This window comes from Cysteiniphilum halobium (assembly GCF_003574425.1).
Taxonomy (GTDB): domain Bacteria; phylum Pseudomonadota; class Gammaproteobacteria; order Francisellales; family Francisellaceae; genus Caedibacter; species Caedibacter halobius.
In genome coordinates, this window is the sequence record NZ_QLIU01000030.1 from 67,455 (window position 1) to 87,710 (window position 20,256).

The window sequence follows — 20,256 nt, forward strand, 5'->3', positions numbered from 1 at the left end:
GATAATGAGGGATAATCAATGAGTTTAACACTATATGCACCAGTTAATGGATTTATTGTTGAATTAGATCAAGTACCAGATCCGGTATTTGCACAAGAAATGGTTGGCAATGGCTTTGCTATTGAGCCTTTGGATCAAACTATTTACGCACCTGTAGTAGGTATTGTTAAAAATATTGCTACAACCAAACATGCAATCACAATTGCTACCGAATCAGGCTATGATGTACTTATTCATTTTGGGCTTGAAAGTGTTGCGCTTAATGGTCAAGGCATTGAGGTACATGTGTCATTAAACGACCCAGTTAACACCAATACTGCACTACTTAGCTTTGATCTGCCATTGATCAGCAAAAAAATTAAGTCCTTAATTACTCCAGTTATTATTACCGACTATCAGAAGGATAATCTGCCATTGAAGATAAAAGGAAGGTGTACCGCCCAAACTGCAGTAATCAGCTTAGATCATAAGCTAGATCGTCATGGTGCTATTACTTCACCAGATACACAAGATCAGATTTTTGTCACATGTAGCATTACCATCAATAATCCACATGGTCTACATGCACGTCCTGCAGCATTACTTGCGCATACATTAAAATCATTTGATGCCACTGCGGTCATATACAAAGATGATGCTAGTGCTGATGTTAAAAGTATTGTTGCATTATTAGGATTAAATGTGCAATATCATGACAAAATAACCCTTACCGTCAGTGGTCAGGATGCTAAAAAAGCAGCTGATGCATTAGAAAGTGCACTGATAAACTTTGCGGATGACCACATAGCAGAAGCGCAAAAAACATTCAAAACTGAACTTGATCAAGCTAAAATTAAAGGCAATCAATACTTTGGCATCTCTGCTGCTAAAGGGCTTGTCATTGGTGAGTTACAACGAATTAATGAGGAAAACTTTAATTATGCTGATACTGCAAGTAACTCAACAGAAATAGAAGAGCTAAAGCGCTTTGCATTAGCTAAAAACAAATATGAGCAACAACTATCAGCACAAATGCGTAGCCATACGCATGACAAGGCAAAGCATGCGATGCTTGGTGCGCATCTGGAGCTTCTAAATGATAGCAATATCAATGATTTAATGACGCAATCTCTAGCACAAGGCAAAACAGCAGAATATGCTTGGGACCAGGCAATTTTAGCAGCCATCTCTATACTAGAGAAAACGCAAAGCACCTTGATTCAAGAGCGTATTGCTGATTTAAAAGATATTCGCAAACAGGTTTTATATCTATTAACCAATAATACACCGACCAAAACACATTATACCAAGCCGACTATTCTTATCGCTGATGAGTTTAGCCTATCTGATATTTTAGAAGCTAATGAAAATGTTGTTGGCTTTATTTCAATTAAGGGTGGACGTACTTCGCATGTTGCAATCATTGCTAACAACAACAATCTCCCCTTATTAATTCAAGTGGATAACAGTCTTTTTTCCCACTGTGGCCAAGAAATTATTTTAAACGCAACAGATGGTTATGCCGTTATCGATCCAGATCTTGATACAATAACGCGATATCAAGCTAAAATCACTGCTTTAAATGATACATTGACATTGATGCGTACCAAGGCAACTGAACCGGCGATAACAAAGGATGGGCACAGCATTCATTGTTATATGAATATTAAATCACCTAAAGAATGTCTTAACTTCACGCAATCAGGTGCCGAAGGAATCGGTCTTTTTAGAAGTGAGTTTATTTTTTATGATCGCTTAGCTGCACCCACTGAAGATGAGCAACTTAATATCTACAATGACGTATTAAATGCAACCAATAATATGCCGATTATTATTCGTACCTTAGATGCTGGTGGCGACAAACAAATCGATTATTTAAAAATGGCACATGAACTGAATCCATTTTTAGGTGTTCGCGGCATACGGTTATGTTTGAAGCACCCTGAGATTCTACGCACGCAACTGCGCGCAATCATTCGCACACAAAACCCCAATGCGCATATCATGCTGCCGATGATTACGCATATTGAGGAATTTCGCCAAGTCAAAACTATCTATGAGGAAGAACGTCTCAAACTTGGTATTAATATAAAACAACCCTTGGGCATTATGGTTGAAGTCCCTAGTGTTGTTTTTCAAGCGGAGCTGTTTGCCAAAGAAGTGGACTTTATGTCGATTGGCACCAATGATTTGACACAGTATTTACTGGCAATGGATCGCGAGCATGATGTGCTTGCCGCTGAGATTGATCATCTGCATCCTGCCGTTATTCAGGCCATTAACCTAGCCAATATCGCTGCACAAAAACACAATACTAAGCTATCCATTTGTGGATTAATGGCTGCGGATCAAGAAGCACTTGCAATACTCATTGGCTTAGGCATTAAGCATTTATCGATGCGCAGCAATATGCTAGCTGAAAATAAAGCATTGATTCGTGGATTGAACTTAACTGATTGCCAACAACTTGCACAACATGCTTTAACACTGGAGTCAGCAAAAGCCGTCAGAATGCTCGTGCGTCAACAAATGTGTTTTAATGAGGGGAAAAACAAATGTCAAAAAGTATAAAAAAAGCTAAATTTAACTTTCAAAATCTGCAACAATTGGGACGTGCACTTATGCTGCCCATTGCAGTATTACCAGTTGCTGGCATTTTACTGCGTTTTGGACAACCTGACCTTCTGAATATCAAAGCCATTGCCGATGCTGGCAATGCTATTTTTGCAAATTTACCTCTTCTTTTTGCCGTTGGTGTTGCTCTTGGTTTTGCTAAGAAAAACCACGGTGCAGCTGCACTTGCCGCTGTTGTTGGTTTCTTTATTATGAATAGCGTGATTAACACAATTAATACTGGTGTTAACACTGGCGTACTTGGCGGCATTATTATCGGTATTGTTGCAGGAATGCTTTATAACCGTTTCTATGAGATCAATCTGCCTGAATACTTAGCATTTTTTGGTGGTAAACGCTTTGTACCAATTATTACGGGACTCACAGCGGTATTACTTGGCTTTTTGTTTGGGTTTATCTGGCCTGCGATTCAAGATGGCATTAACGCCTTTGGTAATTGGTTAATTGGTTCAGGTTCAATTGGTTTATTTTTATATGGCGTATTTAACCGTATTCTCCTGATGTTTGGCTTACATCATATCTTAAACAATCTTGTGTGGTTTGAGTTTGGCTCATTCCATGGAGCCGCTGGCGTTGTTCATGGTGATATTGCACGCTTTATGGCAGGTGATCCAACGGCTGGCACATTTATGGCGGGCTTCTTTCCGATTATGATGTTTGGCTTACCTGCAGCGTGCTTTGCAATGTATCGTCATGCGCATAGCCATAAGCAAAAAGCAGTTGCCGGTATGCTATTTTCTATCGCATTAACCGCCTTTTTAACTGGAGTGACTGAGCCTATTGAATACAGCTTTATGTTTTTAGCGCCTGTTTTATATCTCATACATGCGTTACTTACTGGTATTTCAATGGTAGTCATGTATATGCTAGGGGTTAAACTAGGGTTCACCTTTTCAGCAGGTTTCATTGATTATGTACTCTTTTTCAAAATGGATACACACCCTTGGTTACTATTACCTATCGGTGCAGTAACTGCTGTTGTTTACTATTTCTTATTTAGCTTCTTTATTAAAAAATTCAATCTCTTAACCATTGGTCGTGAGGTGGATGAAGTCGTTGAAGAAGATGCGCATCAAGACAATACTCCATTACCTCAGTCACGAGCACTTAGCTTTATCAATGCATTAGGTGGTAAAAATAACTTAGATAATATCGATGCTTGTACAACACGTTTACGCTTACAAGTCAAAGACAGCAGCAACATCAATCAAGCACTGCTTAAAAAACTTGGCGCACGTGGTATTGTCGTGCCCAATGTTAAAACTGTTCAGGTGATCTTGGGTCCTGAGGCAGATTTAATTGCTGGCGAGATGAATGAAGCCTTACCACAAGCCACTGATATACCACATATTAATACTTCTGATCATGCTATCAATGGACAATGTCAGGATATTAAAAAATCAATTAAGCCAAGTGTTAAGCACTATGATATCGATGCCATTACTCATGCACTTGGTGGCAGTGATAACATTATTAATGCCAGCATATGCGCATTAACACGTATTGATATTAAACTTAAAGCTGCTGACAAAGTAAACACAAGTAAATTATTTAAGCTAGGCATTGACGGTTGTATTACTTCAGGCAACAATTCAGTGCAACTACTCGTAATGGATTCACCTCAAGTGCTGTTAAATGAATTAACTGCGGTTTCAAGCCATTAATCGTAGGCAACAGCCTTAACAATATGTTTTGATGTACATAGCGACTAGTAACGATATCAGCAATTTCCATTAACCTCGCCAGGCTAGATAAATCAAGGCTTCCAGAAAATTATTTTCGTAATCTTTTTTCTAATAAACCTCTCAACCATAGGCTTTCAGAGAGTTTTTCAGCGGGAACTACTGTAACGATATAACGACTCATATTTCTTAACGCATTCACTATTATCAAAACTCAATTGCTCAAAATGGGTTATAAGTTATAGATTTTAGTAGTCATCATTACTTTTACTAGTCAAGAATAAAAACATTTTTCATATCATTTGAAATCTGTGTTTTCATGGCATTATAAGCAGTTCTTTCGGCCATACCCCATTTAGTAAAATAAACCCCATCACTTAGTACTATCATAGTCGATTCGTAAATTTGACTTATCCTTAAGATTGTATAAGAATATTTTATATCAAAACCAAAAGTTTTTTCATCTTCAGCTATTGGATGCATATTAGAAAATACCCTACTTAAAGATGGCATTACATAATTTTCAACAAGATTAACTGCATTTGTACCCTCTCCATATTTAAAAAATCTACCATTTTTAGTATCATACTTTTCTTGATATGAAGAATAATTTATAGGTAAAGGCATGCTATTACTATTTGCCGTAGCCTCTGCTCCTATTTCTGAATCATCATCGTTTGTGGAATTATTATTATCTAATGTACCATCTACTTCCTGGTATTCATTTTCATCCATTTCAGACTGGTTAGAGACATTATTTGCTGACCCAACCTCGATTATCGGGGGCTCTTCTTCATCTTCTGAAGAAGCTTCGTCGTCATAATTATGTACTATACCATCTACTTCCGTGTATTCACCTTCATCCATTTCAGACTGGTTAGAGACATTATTTGCTGATTGAACTTCAATTATAGGAGGCTCTTCTGCAGAAGCTTCTTCTTTCGACATGAATTTTGAAAATATAGCACTATCATTATGACTAGACCAACCCATGCCATACCCAATCAAACCACCAGTGAAAACAGAAGCAAGCACTGTACCCGCGACTCCAAGAGCTTCTTTCCAATTAAATTTATGCCCACTAGGATCAACGCCCATCAATGGATTGTTGTTACCATAGAAATAACCATTAATTAGTCCTTGATTATTAAAAGCATAGCTATCGGCTTGGATAAAGCTTCTTAAGCTTGGATCATAGTCACGCGCTTTAAGATAATATAAACCAGTCAATGGATCAAACATATAGCCCGAATAGCGAAGAGGATTGCTTGCAAGCGCTAATAATCCATTTTTATTTTCTGTCCTCTGTCCTCTGTCCTCTGTCTTCCGTCTTCTGAACCCCGTAGACACTATATTGATAAAACTTCGGCTTATCCCTTAACTGACCAATGACCGAACCATGACGGTTGTGTAACAGCACAGTTTCATCACCCATGATACTACGCACAGTCACATTATTTGCTATTAAATACGCGGATGATTGTTGTGTACCATCACTTGAGTTTAATAGTTGATTATTGCGTGAATAGTAATGCACAAGTACCTGATTGCTGCTTTGCACCACAGCGCGCAGACCATTGGCATAGTAATAATCACTCTCTTTAGCACCTGAGGCAAGACTGACTTGTGTTAACTCATTCGCCGCATTATAGCTAAAACTCGCACCCTTATTGTCCGTAGGCATATTACCATTGGCATTATAGTTAATCGCTGATTCAACCAAAACACGCTGATGATTTACGTTTTGCTTACTTTGCTTATCCATCGCTTTAGCGCTATTGAGCGAATACGCCACACTTTGGGTGATTAACAGACACGACATCCCTATGCCAATGTATAACTTAGATTTATTCTTTAACATTTTGACCCCACTACTGATTATCTGTATTAATAATTTAATTCTTATATGATTAAAAAGTATACCGTAACGTAAGGATCAAGAATAATTTGTCTATTTATTTTGATTCAACACGTGATTTAACAAGTACTGCGACTGTTTTCAGTAGCAAATGAGCAACGAACATTTCTCAGGTTAACATCTTTCTTCCTGAACGGTTAAAACTAAAGCTTAGGGTGATACAGTTGAGCGAATAGTCTCGGCTTGTTTTTTAGTTTGTAACATCAAATAGTATCGGTATGTTTATCTGCTCTTTTAACACCCACGGTTATACCTCCTACAATTACAATCCCTGCAACTACTGCTATTTTATCTCCATAATTATTCAAGAAAGAATGTAATCTCCATTTTTTGTAAATATACTTAGTCGTGTTAATAATACTTTTCTGCTGCTTGTCACTTGCAATTAAAAAATGATTAGCCAAATCTTTCTTGGTATTATATTTACGATAAAATTCATTCCCAATGTCTTTATCGTCACTAGTAAGAGAGTTTGTCCTCTTAAACGCTTTTTTTACTATGATATGTAATTCTTGGTCTTTCAAAAACTTATATGAAATGATCTGCTTAGCCCATTGACGAAATTGTAAGAAATTATCAAAGGATCCATGGGTCCAATATTTTACTACCCGATCAACTATTATTTTAAATGTTTTATTTACTTGCCTAAGACTATGAAACATATCAATATTTTGATAAAGCGAGATAGTATCGTGCAACATATCTATACACGGGGGAAATTTTTGTTGATTATTTATAGAATCATTCCTTCTTTCAGAGGTATCTTTTAACAATGGGGTAGATTCATTTATTGGCTCATCAACAATATCAATATGTCCACTAGGATCAACGCCCATCAATGGATTGTTGTTACCATAGAAATAACCATTGATTAACCCTTGATTATTAAAAGCATAGCTATCGGCTTGGATAAAACTTCTTAAACTTGGATCATAGTCACGCGCTTTAAGATAATATAAACCAGTCAATGGATCAAACATATAGCCCGAATAGCGAAGAGGATTGCTTGCAAGCGCTAATGATCCATTTTTATTTTCTGTCCTCTGTCCTCTGTCTGCCGTCTTCTGAACCCCATAGACGCTATATTGATAAAACTGTGGCTTATTATTCAACTGACCAATCACCGAACCGTGACGGTTGTGTAACAGAACAGTTGCATTACCCATGACACTCCGCACCGCCACATTATTCGCGATTAAATACGCGGATGATTGCTGTGCATCATCGCTTGTGTTTAACAGTTGATTATTGCGTGAATAGTAATGCACAAGTACCTGATTGCTGCTTTGCACCACAGCGCGCAGACCATTGGCGTAGTAATAATCACTTTCTTTAGCACCTGAGGCAAGACTGACTTGTGTTAGCGCATTTGCCGCATTATAACTAAAGCTTACCCCTTTATTATCCGTAGACATATTGCCATTGGCATTATAATGAAGCGCTGAGCTAACCAAAACACGCTGATGATTTATGCTTTGCTTACTTTGCTTATCCATCGCTTTAGCGCCATTGAGCGAATACGCCACACTTTGGGTGATTAACAGACACGACATCCCTATGCCAATATATAACTTAGATTTATTCTTTAACATTTTGACCCCACTACTGATTATCTGTATTAATAATTTAACTCTTACATGATTAAAAAGTATACCGTAACGTAAGGATCAAGAATAATTTGTCTATTTAATCATCGCGAATTGAATCAAAATACAATACTCTATATGTAATGGTGCCATTGAAAATCAAAGTTTGATGGCCGTTTATTTTGATTCAACACCCCTAGCAAATTGAATGAGATAAGAAGATTTTTCAGGTAGAAGTTTGGCATATGAGCAACTATGCCCATTAGAAATCATTTTGTGATGGATATAAATAACAAAGCGTTGTGCGTTATTTTTTCAGGTTAGGCATACTAAAGAATGCTCAGTGGTTCCCGCTGAAAAACTTCCTGAAAGCCTATGGTTGAGAGGTTTATTAGAAAAAAGATTACGAAAATCATTTTCTGGAAGCCTTGATTTATCTAGTCTTGCGAGGTTAGCGGGAATTGCTGAAGAATGCTGTAGTTGGCATACGCCGACCAATACCAAATGGGCGGCGCTGAATAAACAGTATTTGTGGTGCCTGCTTGCGTTTAAATTCGGCTAACTCAACCATACGGTAGATACGCTGCTGCTCTGCCGTATCTACCTCTAAAACAATCTTCTGTAACCGTTTGATTTCCGGCGCTAACAATAAGTCTCTTTCCAAGTAAAGCTTAAGCATCGCATCAAGATAATAATAATCTGGCAAGCTATCGGAATCCTTTTGTCCTTCGGATAATTCAGCTGATGGTGCTTTGTCAATAATACTTTGCGGGATAAGCGCACCATATTTTTCGTTAATATAATTGGATAATGCATACACATCATTCTTATATAAATCACCAATACAATTTAGCGCACCACACATATCACCATAAAGTGTCGCGTAACCGACGGCAAGCTCACTCTTGTTACCCGTTGTTAGCATTAAAAACCCCGTGTCATTGGAATACTCCATGACAATTCGTCCACGAATACGTGCTTGCATATTTTCTTTGGTCAGTTTTTTAGGTTCAGTTCCAAACGCTTTGGCAAAATTCGCACAGGTCAGCAAAAACTCATCCTTAATTTCACGGATAAAAAGCTCAACTCCTAGGTTTTGGCATAGTTTAACTGAATCATGTACAGATCCTTCAGAGGAATATATTGAAGGCATAGTAATTGCTTTGACATTTTCCTTGCCTAAACTCAAAGCAGCAATAGTCAAAGTCAATGCACTATCAATACCACCAGATGAACCAACAACCACACCTTTAAACCCACATTTGTGTACATAGTCTTTTAAGCCACAGACCAGTTGCTGCAAAACAAATGATTGTGGATTGTCTTGATATGGAGCGTTTAGCACGATGTGTGGTAAACATGTAAGATCAATGCTAAAACTTGACTCTTTAAAGCTATCCGCCAACGCAATAAGCTTTGCGTTAGCATTACAAGCAAAACTTGCACCATCATATACCAGCTCATCATAACCACCAACCTGTGTACTATAGATTACCGGGGCTTGGATTTTTTTGGTGATCTTCTCTACAATTTGTAAGCGCTGTTTAAATTTACCGAACATTGAAGGCGATGCATTCAGTACAATCAAAGCCTCAAGATTATCTGGCAAATTGCCCACAGGGTTATTTAAATAGCCTTGATGATTGTCGTACCAGATATCTTCACAAATTAAAATGGCTAAATGCTGGCCTTTAAAATTGAAACTTAGCTTTTCGTTTTTTCCTGCAATAAAATGTCGTGTCTCATCAAAAACACCATAACTTGGGATTAATTGTTTATGATAACAATGTATGGTTTTACCACGATCAATTACTAATGCACTATTGTGAAACTTTTTAAGTCCTGCTATTGCTGTTGCAGCACCTATTACCACCGCAATATCTAGTGTTAACGTAAGCTTTTTGATTTCATCAATCACCTGATTTTGCACATCAATCAGCTCATGATATGTCAACAAATCATAAGGATAATAGCCAGTAATACAAAGCTCAGAAAAAACAATTAAATCTGAAGTCTTATGCGCATGCATCGCTTGGGCAATTTTTTCAAAGTTATGTGTGAAATCAGCAACGGTATAATTTAATTGAACAACTGAAATTTTCATGTATTTCCTTAAGACTTTAAGCGAATACCACGTGATAGCAAATACCACGCCAAGCTATATAATATCCCGATTAATAGCACGATGGCAACTAAAGCAACCATTGGGTTAATGTACGAATAACCAATAAATGCATAACGTACAAAATCAACAATATAAAATAATGGATTATATTGCGCGATATCCCGCCAAAATGGCGGCAACGCATTTAGTCCATAAAACACGCCACCAAGATAAATTAAAGGAGTTAGCACAAAAGTAGGAAAAATAGTCGTATCATCAAAACTTTGCGAAAAAATACCATTTAAGAGTCCCCCTAATGAAAATAGAGTGCCACACAAAAAGAAAGCCAATAAAATCAATAATGCGGCATTAAAATTGATTGAAATACCACCAAATATACCTACTATAATCGTAACCATAATACCGACACAACAACCGCGCGCTACCCCGCCTGATATATAACCTAGAATAATTAAATGATTGGTTGCCGGAGATACGAGAAGCTCGTGAATTGAGTGATTAAAACGCGCACCATAAAATGACCCCACAACATTGGCATAGGAGTTATTAATTACTGACATGATTACAAGCCCAGGCGTGATAAACTGCATATAATTAAAACCATCCATCATGCCAACACGCGACCCCACTACTTTCCCAAAAATGAGAAAATAAAGGTTGACCGTAATAGCTGACGGTAACAAAGTCTGTGGCCACATTCGCAATACACGTACTACTTCTTTTCTTAATATGGTGTAATAAATAATCCAATATTCTTTAAACGTCATTTTCCCCAACCTATGCCTTATTTCTTGCGACATCAATGAACAATTTCTCTAGCTTATTTGTTTTTGTCTTAACACTTAATACCTCGATATTATGCTGACTTAAATCAGCAAATAATTGATTTAATGTAATACTTTTATCAACGTCAATTTCCAGCGTGTTTTGGTCAACTAACTGACATTGACCATATTTACACTGCATTTGCGCTTGTGTCAGTGGCTCTTTTAAATCAAAAATATAAGTCTCTTTCTCAACCGATCTTAATAGTGTTTTCATATCAGAGCTGGTATGTAATTTACCTTGATGAATCAAAGCAATGCGATTACACATACTCTCGGCTTCCTCAAGATAGTGTGTCGTTAAAATAATCGTCAAATTTTCTTTATTTAATGCACGCATCTGCTCCCATAACGATTGGCGTAACTCAACATCTACACCTGCCGTTGGCTCATCTAGGATTAATACTTTAGGCTTATGGATTAATGCACGCGCAACCATTAAACGTCGCTTCATCCCACCAGATAAAAATCGTACTTGCGCATCTTTTTTATCCCACAATGCCATATCTTTTAGTAATTTTTCGGCATAGGGTTTGGTTGTCTTACGATCTATGCCAAAGTACCCTGCTTGTGTTAATAGAATTTGCATCGGAGTTTCAAAGATATTTAGATTAATCTCTTGCGGCATAACGCCTAAGTGTTTGCGTGCCATAAACGGAGATTTTACTGTATCATAGCCACAGACTTTGATGCTACCACTGGTTTTGTTGACAAGAGCCGAAATCATTCCTAATGTTGTTGATTTCCCCGCACCATTAGGCCCTAATAATGCAAAAAAGTCCCCCGGATAAACATCAAAACTAACATCCTTTACCGCATGGACTCCACCTTTGTATATCTTATTGACATTAACCAAAGACAGCGCTTTTGTATAAGTCATTATAAACTCAATTGCTTGTTATAATAGATAGCCAAGCATTGTAACAGACAATTTGTGACTGACTAGAGGTATGTGCTTTTTTATTTTTTCATATTAAACCTTTAAACGATCAATTATGTATTTACGCTTTCCTTTTCTTCAATCAATTGTTGCTCAACAACTGCTTCTGTTGCAATGGATGCTTCAGCAACAACCGTTTGGAAAGCAACTTTTTCATCGTCTTTAGGCGCTTCGCGCGCACGTAAACGCCATAAAGTATAAACCCCTAATAAGAAGCAGATAAAGCCAACTAAAGTAAAAAATCCAAAGGGACCAAAAATAGACATAAACCACGTCGTTAATAAGGGGCCAACCATCGAGCCAATACCATATGAAAGCGCTAGGATACCGACAATACCCACTAACTGATCAGCATCTAAGTAATCACTGGAATGACTGATCGATAACGGATAAAACGTAAAGGTAAGTCCTCCTAATAAAAAGGAGAAAATAGCCAACTGCCAAAAACTACCATGCAAGATACAAATAAGGATAGAAACTATCACTGACCCTATTAGCATGACTAATAATACCAGTCGCCGATCAATAACATCCGAAATTTTACCAATGGGCAACTGCAACAACATGCCTCCGATAATAATGGCAAACATCATATAAGAAATACTATGCACCGGCACATTGGTCTGCTTTAAAAATAAAGGGTAAATCGTGTAAATACTCCCTAAAATCACGCCCGCCGTCATTGCTGTCCAGATGCCAAGTGGCGCTTTTTTAAATAACACAAAAGGTGATAATAGTTCAACATGCTCTTGTCTTGGCGTTTCAAAGCGTGTCAAACAAACCGGAATAATTGATAAAGTTGCCAAAATTGAAATAACACAAAATGCTAACAGGACCGTCTCAAAAGGAATATTTAATAAAAATTGACCAGATGCCTGAACAAAGTAATATACAAACAGATAAATTGATAACACCAACCCTTTATGTTTACTGCCTGCTCCTTCTAAACACCATGCCTCAACAACAATAAATAATCCAGCCAACGCATAACCACAAATAAAACGAGCTGCCGCCCAAACATTAACATCATAAAAGATGCCAAGCGACATAGCCCCTGCAGCCATTAAGGTGGCAAATAATGCATAGGCACGAATATACCCAATACGCAAAATAAGTCGTTGGGTAAAATAGGACCCTAATACCATACCTGTAAAGTAAGCAGCTGAAATCAACCCAACAACAAAATTACTTTGCCCCATCCGTTCAAGCTCAAGTGTCGTATAGGTAGTATAGAAAGTATTACCAATAGTTAAAATACACATACTTAGAATCGGCGCAAACAACATTGCAAATCTAGCTGGCTTATACTCAGACATCTTTTACTTTTTCAACCTTTTACTGCTCTATTCCTTGGGTCTCAAGCTTAAAGTAGATTGTTTATACGCTCAATATAATTTTTATATCTTTTTTATATCTTTGCCATCGCTTTACTGTATTTTATGACAAGGCAATGCTATCTTTCTCTTGGTGTAAATTTTGGTACAACGTCTGTTTTTAAAATAATCATTATAAATAACTTATAAAATGGACTTATGGAGAAAATTTGCTATTGTCTATTTATAAAACATAAAATGCATACCAAATACGTTTAAGGCGAGAACAATGGACAGCAGTGATTTAATGATTTTGCGACACCTTCTTATCGAAAAAAATATCAGTGTGACTGCTAAATTAATGAATGTCTCACAACCTGCTATTACTATGCGTTTAGGTAAGTTAAGAGGCATGTTTAAAGATGATATTCTAATACGTGATGGCAATAAGATGAAATTAACGCCTAAAGCAGAGGATATGGTCAACCCAATTATTAGAATTACTGACGAAATGTTAAGCCTCATGCCAGCTCACGACTTTGATCCATACACCACACCTACACATGTTCAATTACAGATTACCGAAGCCATTTCTGAAACAAATACCAAAGCACTTATTGATGCCTTTTTGAAATATAACCATCAACATAAAATCAGCATAACTACCTTATCTTACATCTCACTTCAGGCACATGATCAAACACTTAAAAATATTGATGCAGTAATTGGTATTCCTGCGCATATTGAAGGATTTAATGATGAAATTTATAGCTATGAGACTGGTGTGTTGATGTTTGATCAGTTTTTTGATGATAGCAAGAAGTCTGTTTCTTACGATGAATACTTGCAATTACCTCATATCGTATTTTCCCAAGGAAGCAGTAATCAATTATTATTAGATATTTTAGGCCATCCAGACCCGCGTAATCTATGCTTACAAATCAGTAGTTTGCGTGCTGCTACTGAACTCTTACAAGATAAATACGTCATGACCGCTTCAACGATATTAGCACGCGTGTTTAATAAAAAACACATACCGCTGCCTTTTGATTTACCGGGGCTTCCCTTTAAGTTGTCTTATCCTGAACGCTTAAAACATGACAAAAAAAATCGCTGGGTGCGTCAGGTTTGTAAAGAAGTGATGCAAGCACTTTTAAAAAAATATACCTTATAATATCTTTTTCATAGTCTCCTCTTGCCCTAAACCTTACATCATACGTACCGGATGCAATCATTTAATCACCATCTAGTTCACCATTGTTTTTTTGATATTTGCATGATTTATATTTGACATTAAGGACGAACTTTACCAATATTTACCTCACTAAAAAGTTGCTTATTTATTTATCTAACAAAATTATGAATACACTTTCTGAGGAACAAACATCAATGAATTTAACAGCTGAGAACTTAGATATACTTATTCACTGCTATCAAAAAATGGATAGTATGCGTAGAATTGATAACATCGAAGCTGAAATGGTTAATAGTGGTACGGCTAATTTTCTTGCTTCATCCAAAGGGCATGAAGGAAGTGCTATTTTTGCTGAGTATTTAAAACCTCAAGACTGGCTACAGTGTCATTATCGTGATAAAGCTTTAATGCACTCCCGAGGTATGGAAGAAAAAATGTTTTTCTATAGTTCACTATGCAAAGCCGAGGGTATATCTCATGGCCGGCAAATGGCATTTGGTTTAAGTGAACGTAAGCTTAATATTGGAAGTATCGTCACGCCTGTTGGTAATCAAGCGTTACCATCAGTTGGGATTGCACAAAGTATTAAAAATCAACCTGATAATCCTATTGTTTACTGCAGCATGGGCGATGGTACAACGCAACAAGGTGAAGTTTTAGAGGCATTTGCTGAAGCAAAACGTCGCACACTCCCTGTATTATTTGTCGTTCAAGATAATGACTACGCTATTTCAACACGAACAAAAGGTAAGACTTTTTTTTCACTGCCTGACTATAGTAATCCAAATTCGTTTTATGATATTCCAATAACATATATTGATGGTTCCACCCCATTTGAATCTTGCGATAAAATTAAACACATAATCAACAATATGCGTAATGACCGTGCGCCGCATATTATCATTTTTAAAGTTGGACGCTTAAGCAATCACAGCAATGCAGACAACCAATGTCTTTATCGTAGTGATGACGAAATTAATACTACTTCTCAAAGAGACCCAGTGCGCTTAAGTCGTGAGTTTTTATTAAAGCATGGTGTTAAAGAAAGTGTTTTACAGGAAATTGAACAGAACAACCGTCAACGTATTGACGAAGCATTAGCGCTTGCACTTAATGGTCTAACACCCACGTCTTGCTTTAATGCTGAGGCACCATTACCTGAGCATTTGTTACCACATGCGCATGAATATCGTGGTGATTTTTCTCAAGAAACACGTCTGGGGATGGGAGCAGCAATGCGCGAAGTATTTCGTCAGCGCTTGTTAAATGATGAACGTGTTTGCTTACTTGGGGAAGATATTGAAGATGACAAAGGTGATGTTTTTGGTGTAACCAAAGGATTATCAACACAGTTTCCAGGCAGGGTTGTTAACAGCCCATTAGCTGAGGCAACCATTATGGGTGTTTCTATCGGTATGGCATTAACAGGTAAGCGCCCCGTTGCATTTATTCAATTTGCTGATTTTATGCCACTGGCTTACAATTTACTCTTTACTGAACTTGCAACGATGTATTGGCGATCTAATGGTGATTGGGAATGCCCAGTCATTGTATTTGCTGCTTGTGGCGGCTATCGCCCAGGCTTAGGCCCTTTTCATGCGCAAACCAATGAAGGTACCTTTGCACACATTCCTGGTATCGACGTCTATATGCCCTCCAATGCAGCTGATGCCGCAGGCATGCTAAATGCTGCTTTTGAGTCTAATCGCCCTAGTGTGTTTTTATATCCTAAGAAACTTCTTAATAACGCAAGCATTGCTGATACCACATCAACGGATGTTGAGAAACAAATCGTACCCATTGGTAAAGCGCGTATTGTTAAAGCAGGATCTGATATTACTTTTGTTGGCTGGGGAAATACTGTTTCATTGTGCCAAGAAGTTGCTGAGACTTTAGAAACTGTTGGTATTGATAGTGAAATTATTGATTTACGCACAATTAAGCCATATGACCTTGAAACTGTGCTCTCCTCAGTTGAGAAAACTGGGCATTTAATCGTAACACACGAAGACAATCACACCTGTGGTGTTGGTGGGGATTTAATCGCTTCAGTTATTGAGCGTGCTAAAAAAGCAGTTAAGGTCAAACGTATAACACGTGCTGATACCTACATCCCTTGTAACTTTGATAATCAAATGGAAGTTTTACCTTCCTATGAGCGCATTCTAACCGGTGCAGCAGACTTACTAGATTTATCACTTGAGTGGGAGATTAAAAACTGCAGTGATGCAGGGTTTTATAATGTGCCAGTGATCGGTGCCAGCCCATCTGATGAAAGTGTACTCATCACTGAACTACACGTCAAAGTTGGTGACGAAATTAAAGTCGGTGATAAATTAGTAGATCTTGAAGCAAGCAAATCAACCGGCGAAATACTCTCGCCTAGTAATGGTACGATTGAAGAAATTTATGTTGACGAATCTGAGCGTGCAACCGTTGGCGAAAACCTATTAAAACTACGCCTGCCTGCGGGCGCTCAAAATAAGCAAAATATTCAAAAAAATCCTATTTTAACGCGCAAAATTCAGCAAGAAGTTGCCAAGCAGAATAAACAACAGCATAACATCTATCCTGTAGGTATTAGTACACCTTTATTTAAAACCGGTTCAAAACTTGTTACCAACGATGAACTTTTACAACACTTTCCTGAGCATAACTCACGCGACATTATTGATCGCACGGGTATCGAGTCACGCTTTTGGCTAGCGAAAGATGAAAATATCGTTGATTTAGCAACGGAGGTTGCCAAAGACGCACTAACCAAGAGCAATCTCAAACTCTCAGATATCGATATGCTGATCTGTACAACAACCACGCCTGATCAATATATTTCGCCTTCCATGGCTTGCTTGATATTAGATAAGCTTTATCAAACCTATGGTGAGCATAACGTACCTGCCTATGATATCAACGCAGCATGCAGCGGATATTTGTATGGATTACAAAGTGCACGTGATTATCTACAAACACGTCCAAGTAAACGTGTTTTATTAATCAGTGCAGAATATATGACTAAGCGCATGGATCAAAAAGACTTTGACACTGCTTTTTTATTTGGTGACGCCGCAACTGCGACCATTATAAATGGTGATCATTATCAAGCTGATTCTAAAGCCATCATTGATGAAATTTCACTAACTGCAATTGCTGAGAATGGTGATGTACTTAACATTCCAACAGATGAGTCTAAGTTCACACAACTACAAGGTAAAAAACTTTTTACCTTTGCAGTGAAAACAATGTCAATGATTATGCATAAGTGCTGCCAACAAGCAAATATTGCCTTAAATACGGTTGACTTGGTGATCCCACATCAGGCAAACCAGCGCATTTCCAATGCTGTTGAGAAACGTCTAAAAATGCATCCAGGTACGCTTTATAGCAATATTGCGCGCTTTGGTAATACGTCCTCATGCACTATACCAATTGCATTAGGTGAGACCTTAGCAGCTCAAGCTACTGGAAAAACTGTTGCATTATGTGCCTTTGGTTCAGGCTTTACAGCAGCTGCTGCGCTTTTACATACAAAATAGCTGGCAAGATGCTTAACGCATTAGATTAATTTTAAGCTTATGTGGCTAGTCGTTAAGTTCAAGCGTTCCAGCCCTTAAAACGACAAAAATAAAAGATACTGTTTAAGAAATAACTATGACAAAAAACCTTGTAATTGTAGAGTCACCTGCAAAATCCAAGACAATTAAAAAATACTTGGGCAATAATTTTGAGATCCTTGCCTCTTATGGGCATGTTCGTGACCTTGAACCTAAAGAGTCTTCGGTGGATGTTGATGATCATTTTAAAATGAAATATCAACTGATCGAACGCAATAAACGCCACATTGATGCAATTAAAAAGGCAGCTAAATCCGCTGATGAAATCTATCTAGCAACAGATCCAGATCGTGAAGGTGAAGCGATTTCATGGCATATTTATGAACTGCTTAATGATGCTAAACTCATTAAAGATAAACCTGTGCATCGCATTGCTTTTAATGAGATTACTAAAACAGCCGTTAATGCTGCTGTTGCTAACCCACGCGAGCTTGCTATGGATCTTGTCAATGCGCAACAAGCACGGCGCGCTTTGGATTTTCTGGTTGGCTTTAAACTATCACCACTGTTATGGAAAAAAGTTCGTCGCGGGCTTTCCGCAGGTCGCGTACAAAGTCCAGCACTTAGAATGATTGTTGAACGTGAGCTTGAAATTGAAGCGTTTGAATCTAAAGAATATTGGAGCATTACTGCCGAGCTTAAGAAGCGCAAGAAATTCATGGCCAAATTATCTATTTTTAATGGTCAAAAGTGTGAACAATTTAGCTTTACTAATGAGACTGATGCGACTAACGCGCTTGATCTTATTAAGAAAGATGCTAATGGCGAGCTAATTGTTCATAACATTGAAAAGAAACAAAAGCGTCGCAATCCGTTGCCACCTTTCATTACTTCAACGCTTCAGCAGGATGCAGTGCGTAAACTTGGATTTACTACCAAAAAAACAATGATGTTGGCACAGCAGTTATATGAAGGTATTGAGATCGGTAATGAAGGAGCTGTCGGTTTGATTACCTATATGCGTACTGACTCAACGAATTTATCACAAGATGCTTTAAATGAATTACGCAGCTTTATAACCCAAGAATATGGTCAAGATCATCTGCCAAGTAGTGTGCGGATTTATAAAACTAAAAATCAAAATGCTCAAGAAGCACATGAGGCAATTCGCCCTACGTCGGCCCATCGTAAACCTGAAGATGTCAGAGGCTTCTTATCCAATGATCAATTTAAACTGTATGACTTGATATGGAAGCGTACAGTAGCATGTCAAATGATTCATGCGTTGATGGATACTGTTGCGATTGATTTTATTACTAATAATAAAGCGCATACCTTTAAAGCGACGGGATCGGTTGTTGCTAAAGCTGGTTTCTTAGCAGTTTATCAAGAGGCTAAAGATGAAGATGCCACAAGTGATGACAGTGAAGGTTTAATTTTACCTGAATTTAAAGAAGGTGAGAAAGTACCTGTTGTTGATATTATCGGTAAGCAACATTTTACTGAACCACCACCACGTTATACTGAAGCCTCACTGGTTAAAGCCCTTGAGGAGTACGGCATTGGTCGACCATCAACTTATGCAACCATCATCTCAACCTTACAGCAGCGCGATTACGCACTATTAGAGAAAAAACGCTTTAAACCAACAGACGTTGGACGTATTGTCAATAGCTTTTTGACCGACTACTTCCATCGTTATGTTGAATATACCTTTACAGCAAAGCTTGAAGATGAACTTGATAATATTGCTGATGGCAAGATTGAGTGGGTGCCTGTATTAGAAAAATTCTGGCAACCATTTATAAAACAAATTACTGAAATTGATACGACTGTTAAAAAAAGTGATGTAACACACGAAGAAATGAATGAAGACTGCCCTGAGTGTGGACATAAACTTTCTATTCGTCTTGGACGTAGTGGTCGCTTTATAGGTTGCACCAACTATCCAACCTGTACATATACTCGTGCGATTGTCAAAGATAATGAAGAGCCTCAAGAAAAAATAGAGCCTGAAGTAGTAGCCGGTCGTAAGTGTCCGGCGTGTGCGTCTGATCTTTTAATCAAACAAGGGCGCTATGGTAAGTTTATTGGTTGCTCTAACTATCCTAAATGCAAGCATATGGAACCATTAGAAAAGCCCAAAGACACCGGCATTGAATGTCCAAAATGTAAGAAAAACAACTTTGTTGAGAAGAAATCACGTAAGGGTAAAGTGTTCTATGCTTGTGCTGGTTTTCCTAAGTGTAAAAACTCATTCTGGTATCCGCCTATTGCTGAAGAATGCCCCAAATGTCACTCGCCAATACTTTTACATAAGATCACAAAAAAGGATGGTGAGCAAAAAGTTTGTCCTAATGATGAATGCGATTATATTATTCATTTAAATCAACCAAAGACAGAATAATAGGGTTATATCAGGAACTAAGGACGATACCTAAAACAAAACATGCTAACAAAATTTGGTTTTGATATAAGGATTATTATTTCGATTCAACACGAAAGCTAA

The 20,256-nt window shown here is 37.7% G+C and carries 12 protein-coding genes; 5 read left to right on the top strand and 7 right to left on the bottom strand.

What is annotated here, in order from left to right:
• Positions 1–18: 18 nt before the first annotated feature.
• Together ptsP and nagE are read left to right on the top strand one after the other, a co-directional pair.
• Positions 19–2,550, top strand: coding sequence for a phosphoenolpyruvate--protein phosphotransferase (gene ptsP, locus DNK85_RS06965; RefSeq protein WP_119328859.1), 2,532 nt, complete (start codon positions 19–21; stop codon positions 2,548–2,550).
• Entirely contained in the window at positions 2,535–4,277 is a 1,743-nt protein-coding gene (nagE, locus tag DNK85_RS06970; protein WP_119328860.1) for an N-acetylglucosamine-specific PTS transporter subunit IIBC, read from the top strand. The genes ptsP and nagE overlap by 16 nt, the downstream gene beginning before the upstream one ends.
• A gap of 288 nt (positions 4,278–4,565) precedes the next feature.
• Here the strand turns inward: nagE and DNK85_RS06975 are convergent, their stop codons facing one another.
• The 7 genes from DNK85_RS06975 to DNK85_RS07005 form a co-directional block, all read right to left on the bottom strand.
• On the bottom strand, positions 4,566–5,537 hold the full coding sequence (locus DNK85_RS06975; protein ID WP_235842402.1) for an RHS repeat-associated core domain-containing protein: 972 nt from the start codon (positions 5,535–5,537) through the stop codon (positions 4,566–4,568).
• Between the two features lie 49 nt (positions 5,538–5,586).
• Complete coding sequence (locus DNK85_RS06980; RefSeq protein ID WP_119328862.1) at positions 5,587–6,156, bottom strand: hypothetical protein; 570 nt, start codon at positions 6,154–6,156, stop codon at positions 5,587–5,589.
• A 260-nt stretch (positions 6,157–6,416) separates the two neighbouring features.
• A complete protein-coding gene (locus DNK85_RS06985) occupies positions 6,417–7,805 on the bottom strand; it encodes an RHS repeat-associated core domain-containing protein (RefSeq protein ID WP_119328863.1) in 1,389 nt (462 codons plus the stop codon).
• Between the two features lie 445 nt (positions 7,806–8,250).
• The gene (locus tag DNK85_RS06990) at positions 8,251–9,903 is read right to left on the bottom strand and encodes an NAD+ synthase (protein ID WP_119328864.1); all 1,653 of its coding nucleotides are present in this window, start codon (positions 9,901–9,903) and stop codon (positions 8,251–8,253) included.
• Positions 9,904–9,911: 8 nt separating this feature from the next.
• A complete protein-coding gene (locus tag DNK85_RS06995) occupies positions 9,912–10,691 on the bottom strand; it encodes an ABC transporter permease (protein ID WP_119328865.1) in 780 nt (259 codons plus the stop codon).
• A 10-nt stretch (positions 10,692–10,701) separates the two neighbouring features.
• Positions 10,702–11,628, bottom strand: a complete 927-nt coding sequence (locus DNK85_RS07000; RefSeq protein ID WP_119328866.1) for an ABC transporter ATP-binding protein — start codon at positions 11,626–11,628, stop codon at positions 10,702–10,704.
• Between the two features lie 113 nt (positions 11,629–11,741).
• Positions 11,742–13,004, bottom strand: a complete 1,263-nt coding sequence (locus tag DNK85_RS07005; protein ID WP_119328867.1) for an MFS transporter — start codon at positions 13,002–13,004, stop codon at positions 11,742–11,744.
• Positions 13,005–13,290: 286 nt separating this feature from the next.
• Here DNK85_RS07005 and DNK85_RS07010 point away from each other — a divergent pair, with 286 nt between their 5' ends.
• The 3 genes from DNK85_RS07010 to topA all read left to right on the top strand — a co-directional run bounded on the left by DNK85_RS07010 (position 13,291) and on the right by topA (position 20,154).
• Positions 13,291–14,175: a LysR family transcriptional regulator gene (locus DNK85_RS07010; protein ID WP_119328868.1), complete on the top strand. Its 885-nt coding sequence runs from the start codon at positions 13,291–13,293 to the stop codon at positions 14,173–14,175.
• 215 nt (positions 14,176–14,390) lie between these two features.
• Entirely contained in the window at positions 14,391–17,729 is a 3,339-nt protein-coding gene (locus DNK85_RS07015; RefSeq protein ID WP_162896577.1) for a beta-ketoacyl-ACP synthase 3, read from the top strand.
• Between the two features lie 115 nt (positions 17,730–17,844).
• Positions 17,845–20,154, top strand: coding sequence for a type I DNA topoisomerase (topA, locus tag DNK85_RS07020; RefSeq protein ID WP_119328870.1), 2,310 nt, complete (start codon positions 17,845–17,847; stop codon positions 20,152–20,154).
• Positions 20,155–20,256 lie beyond the last annotated feature (102 nt).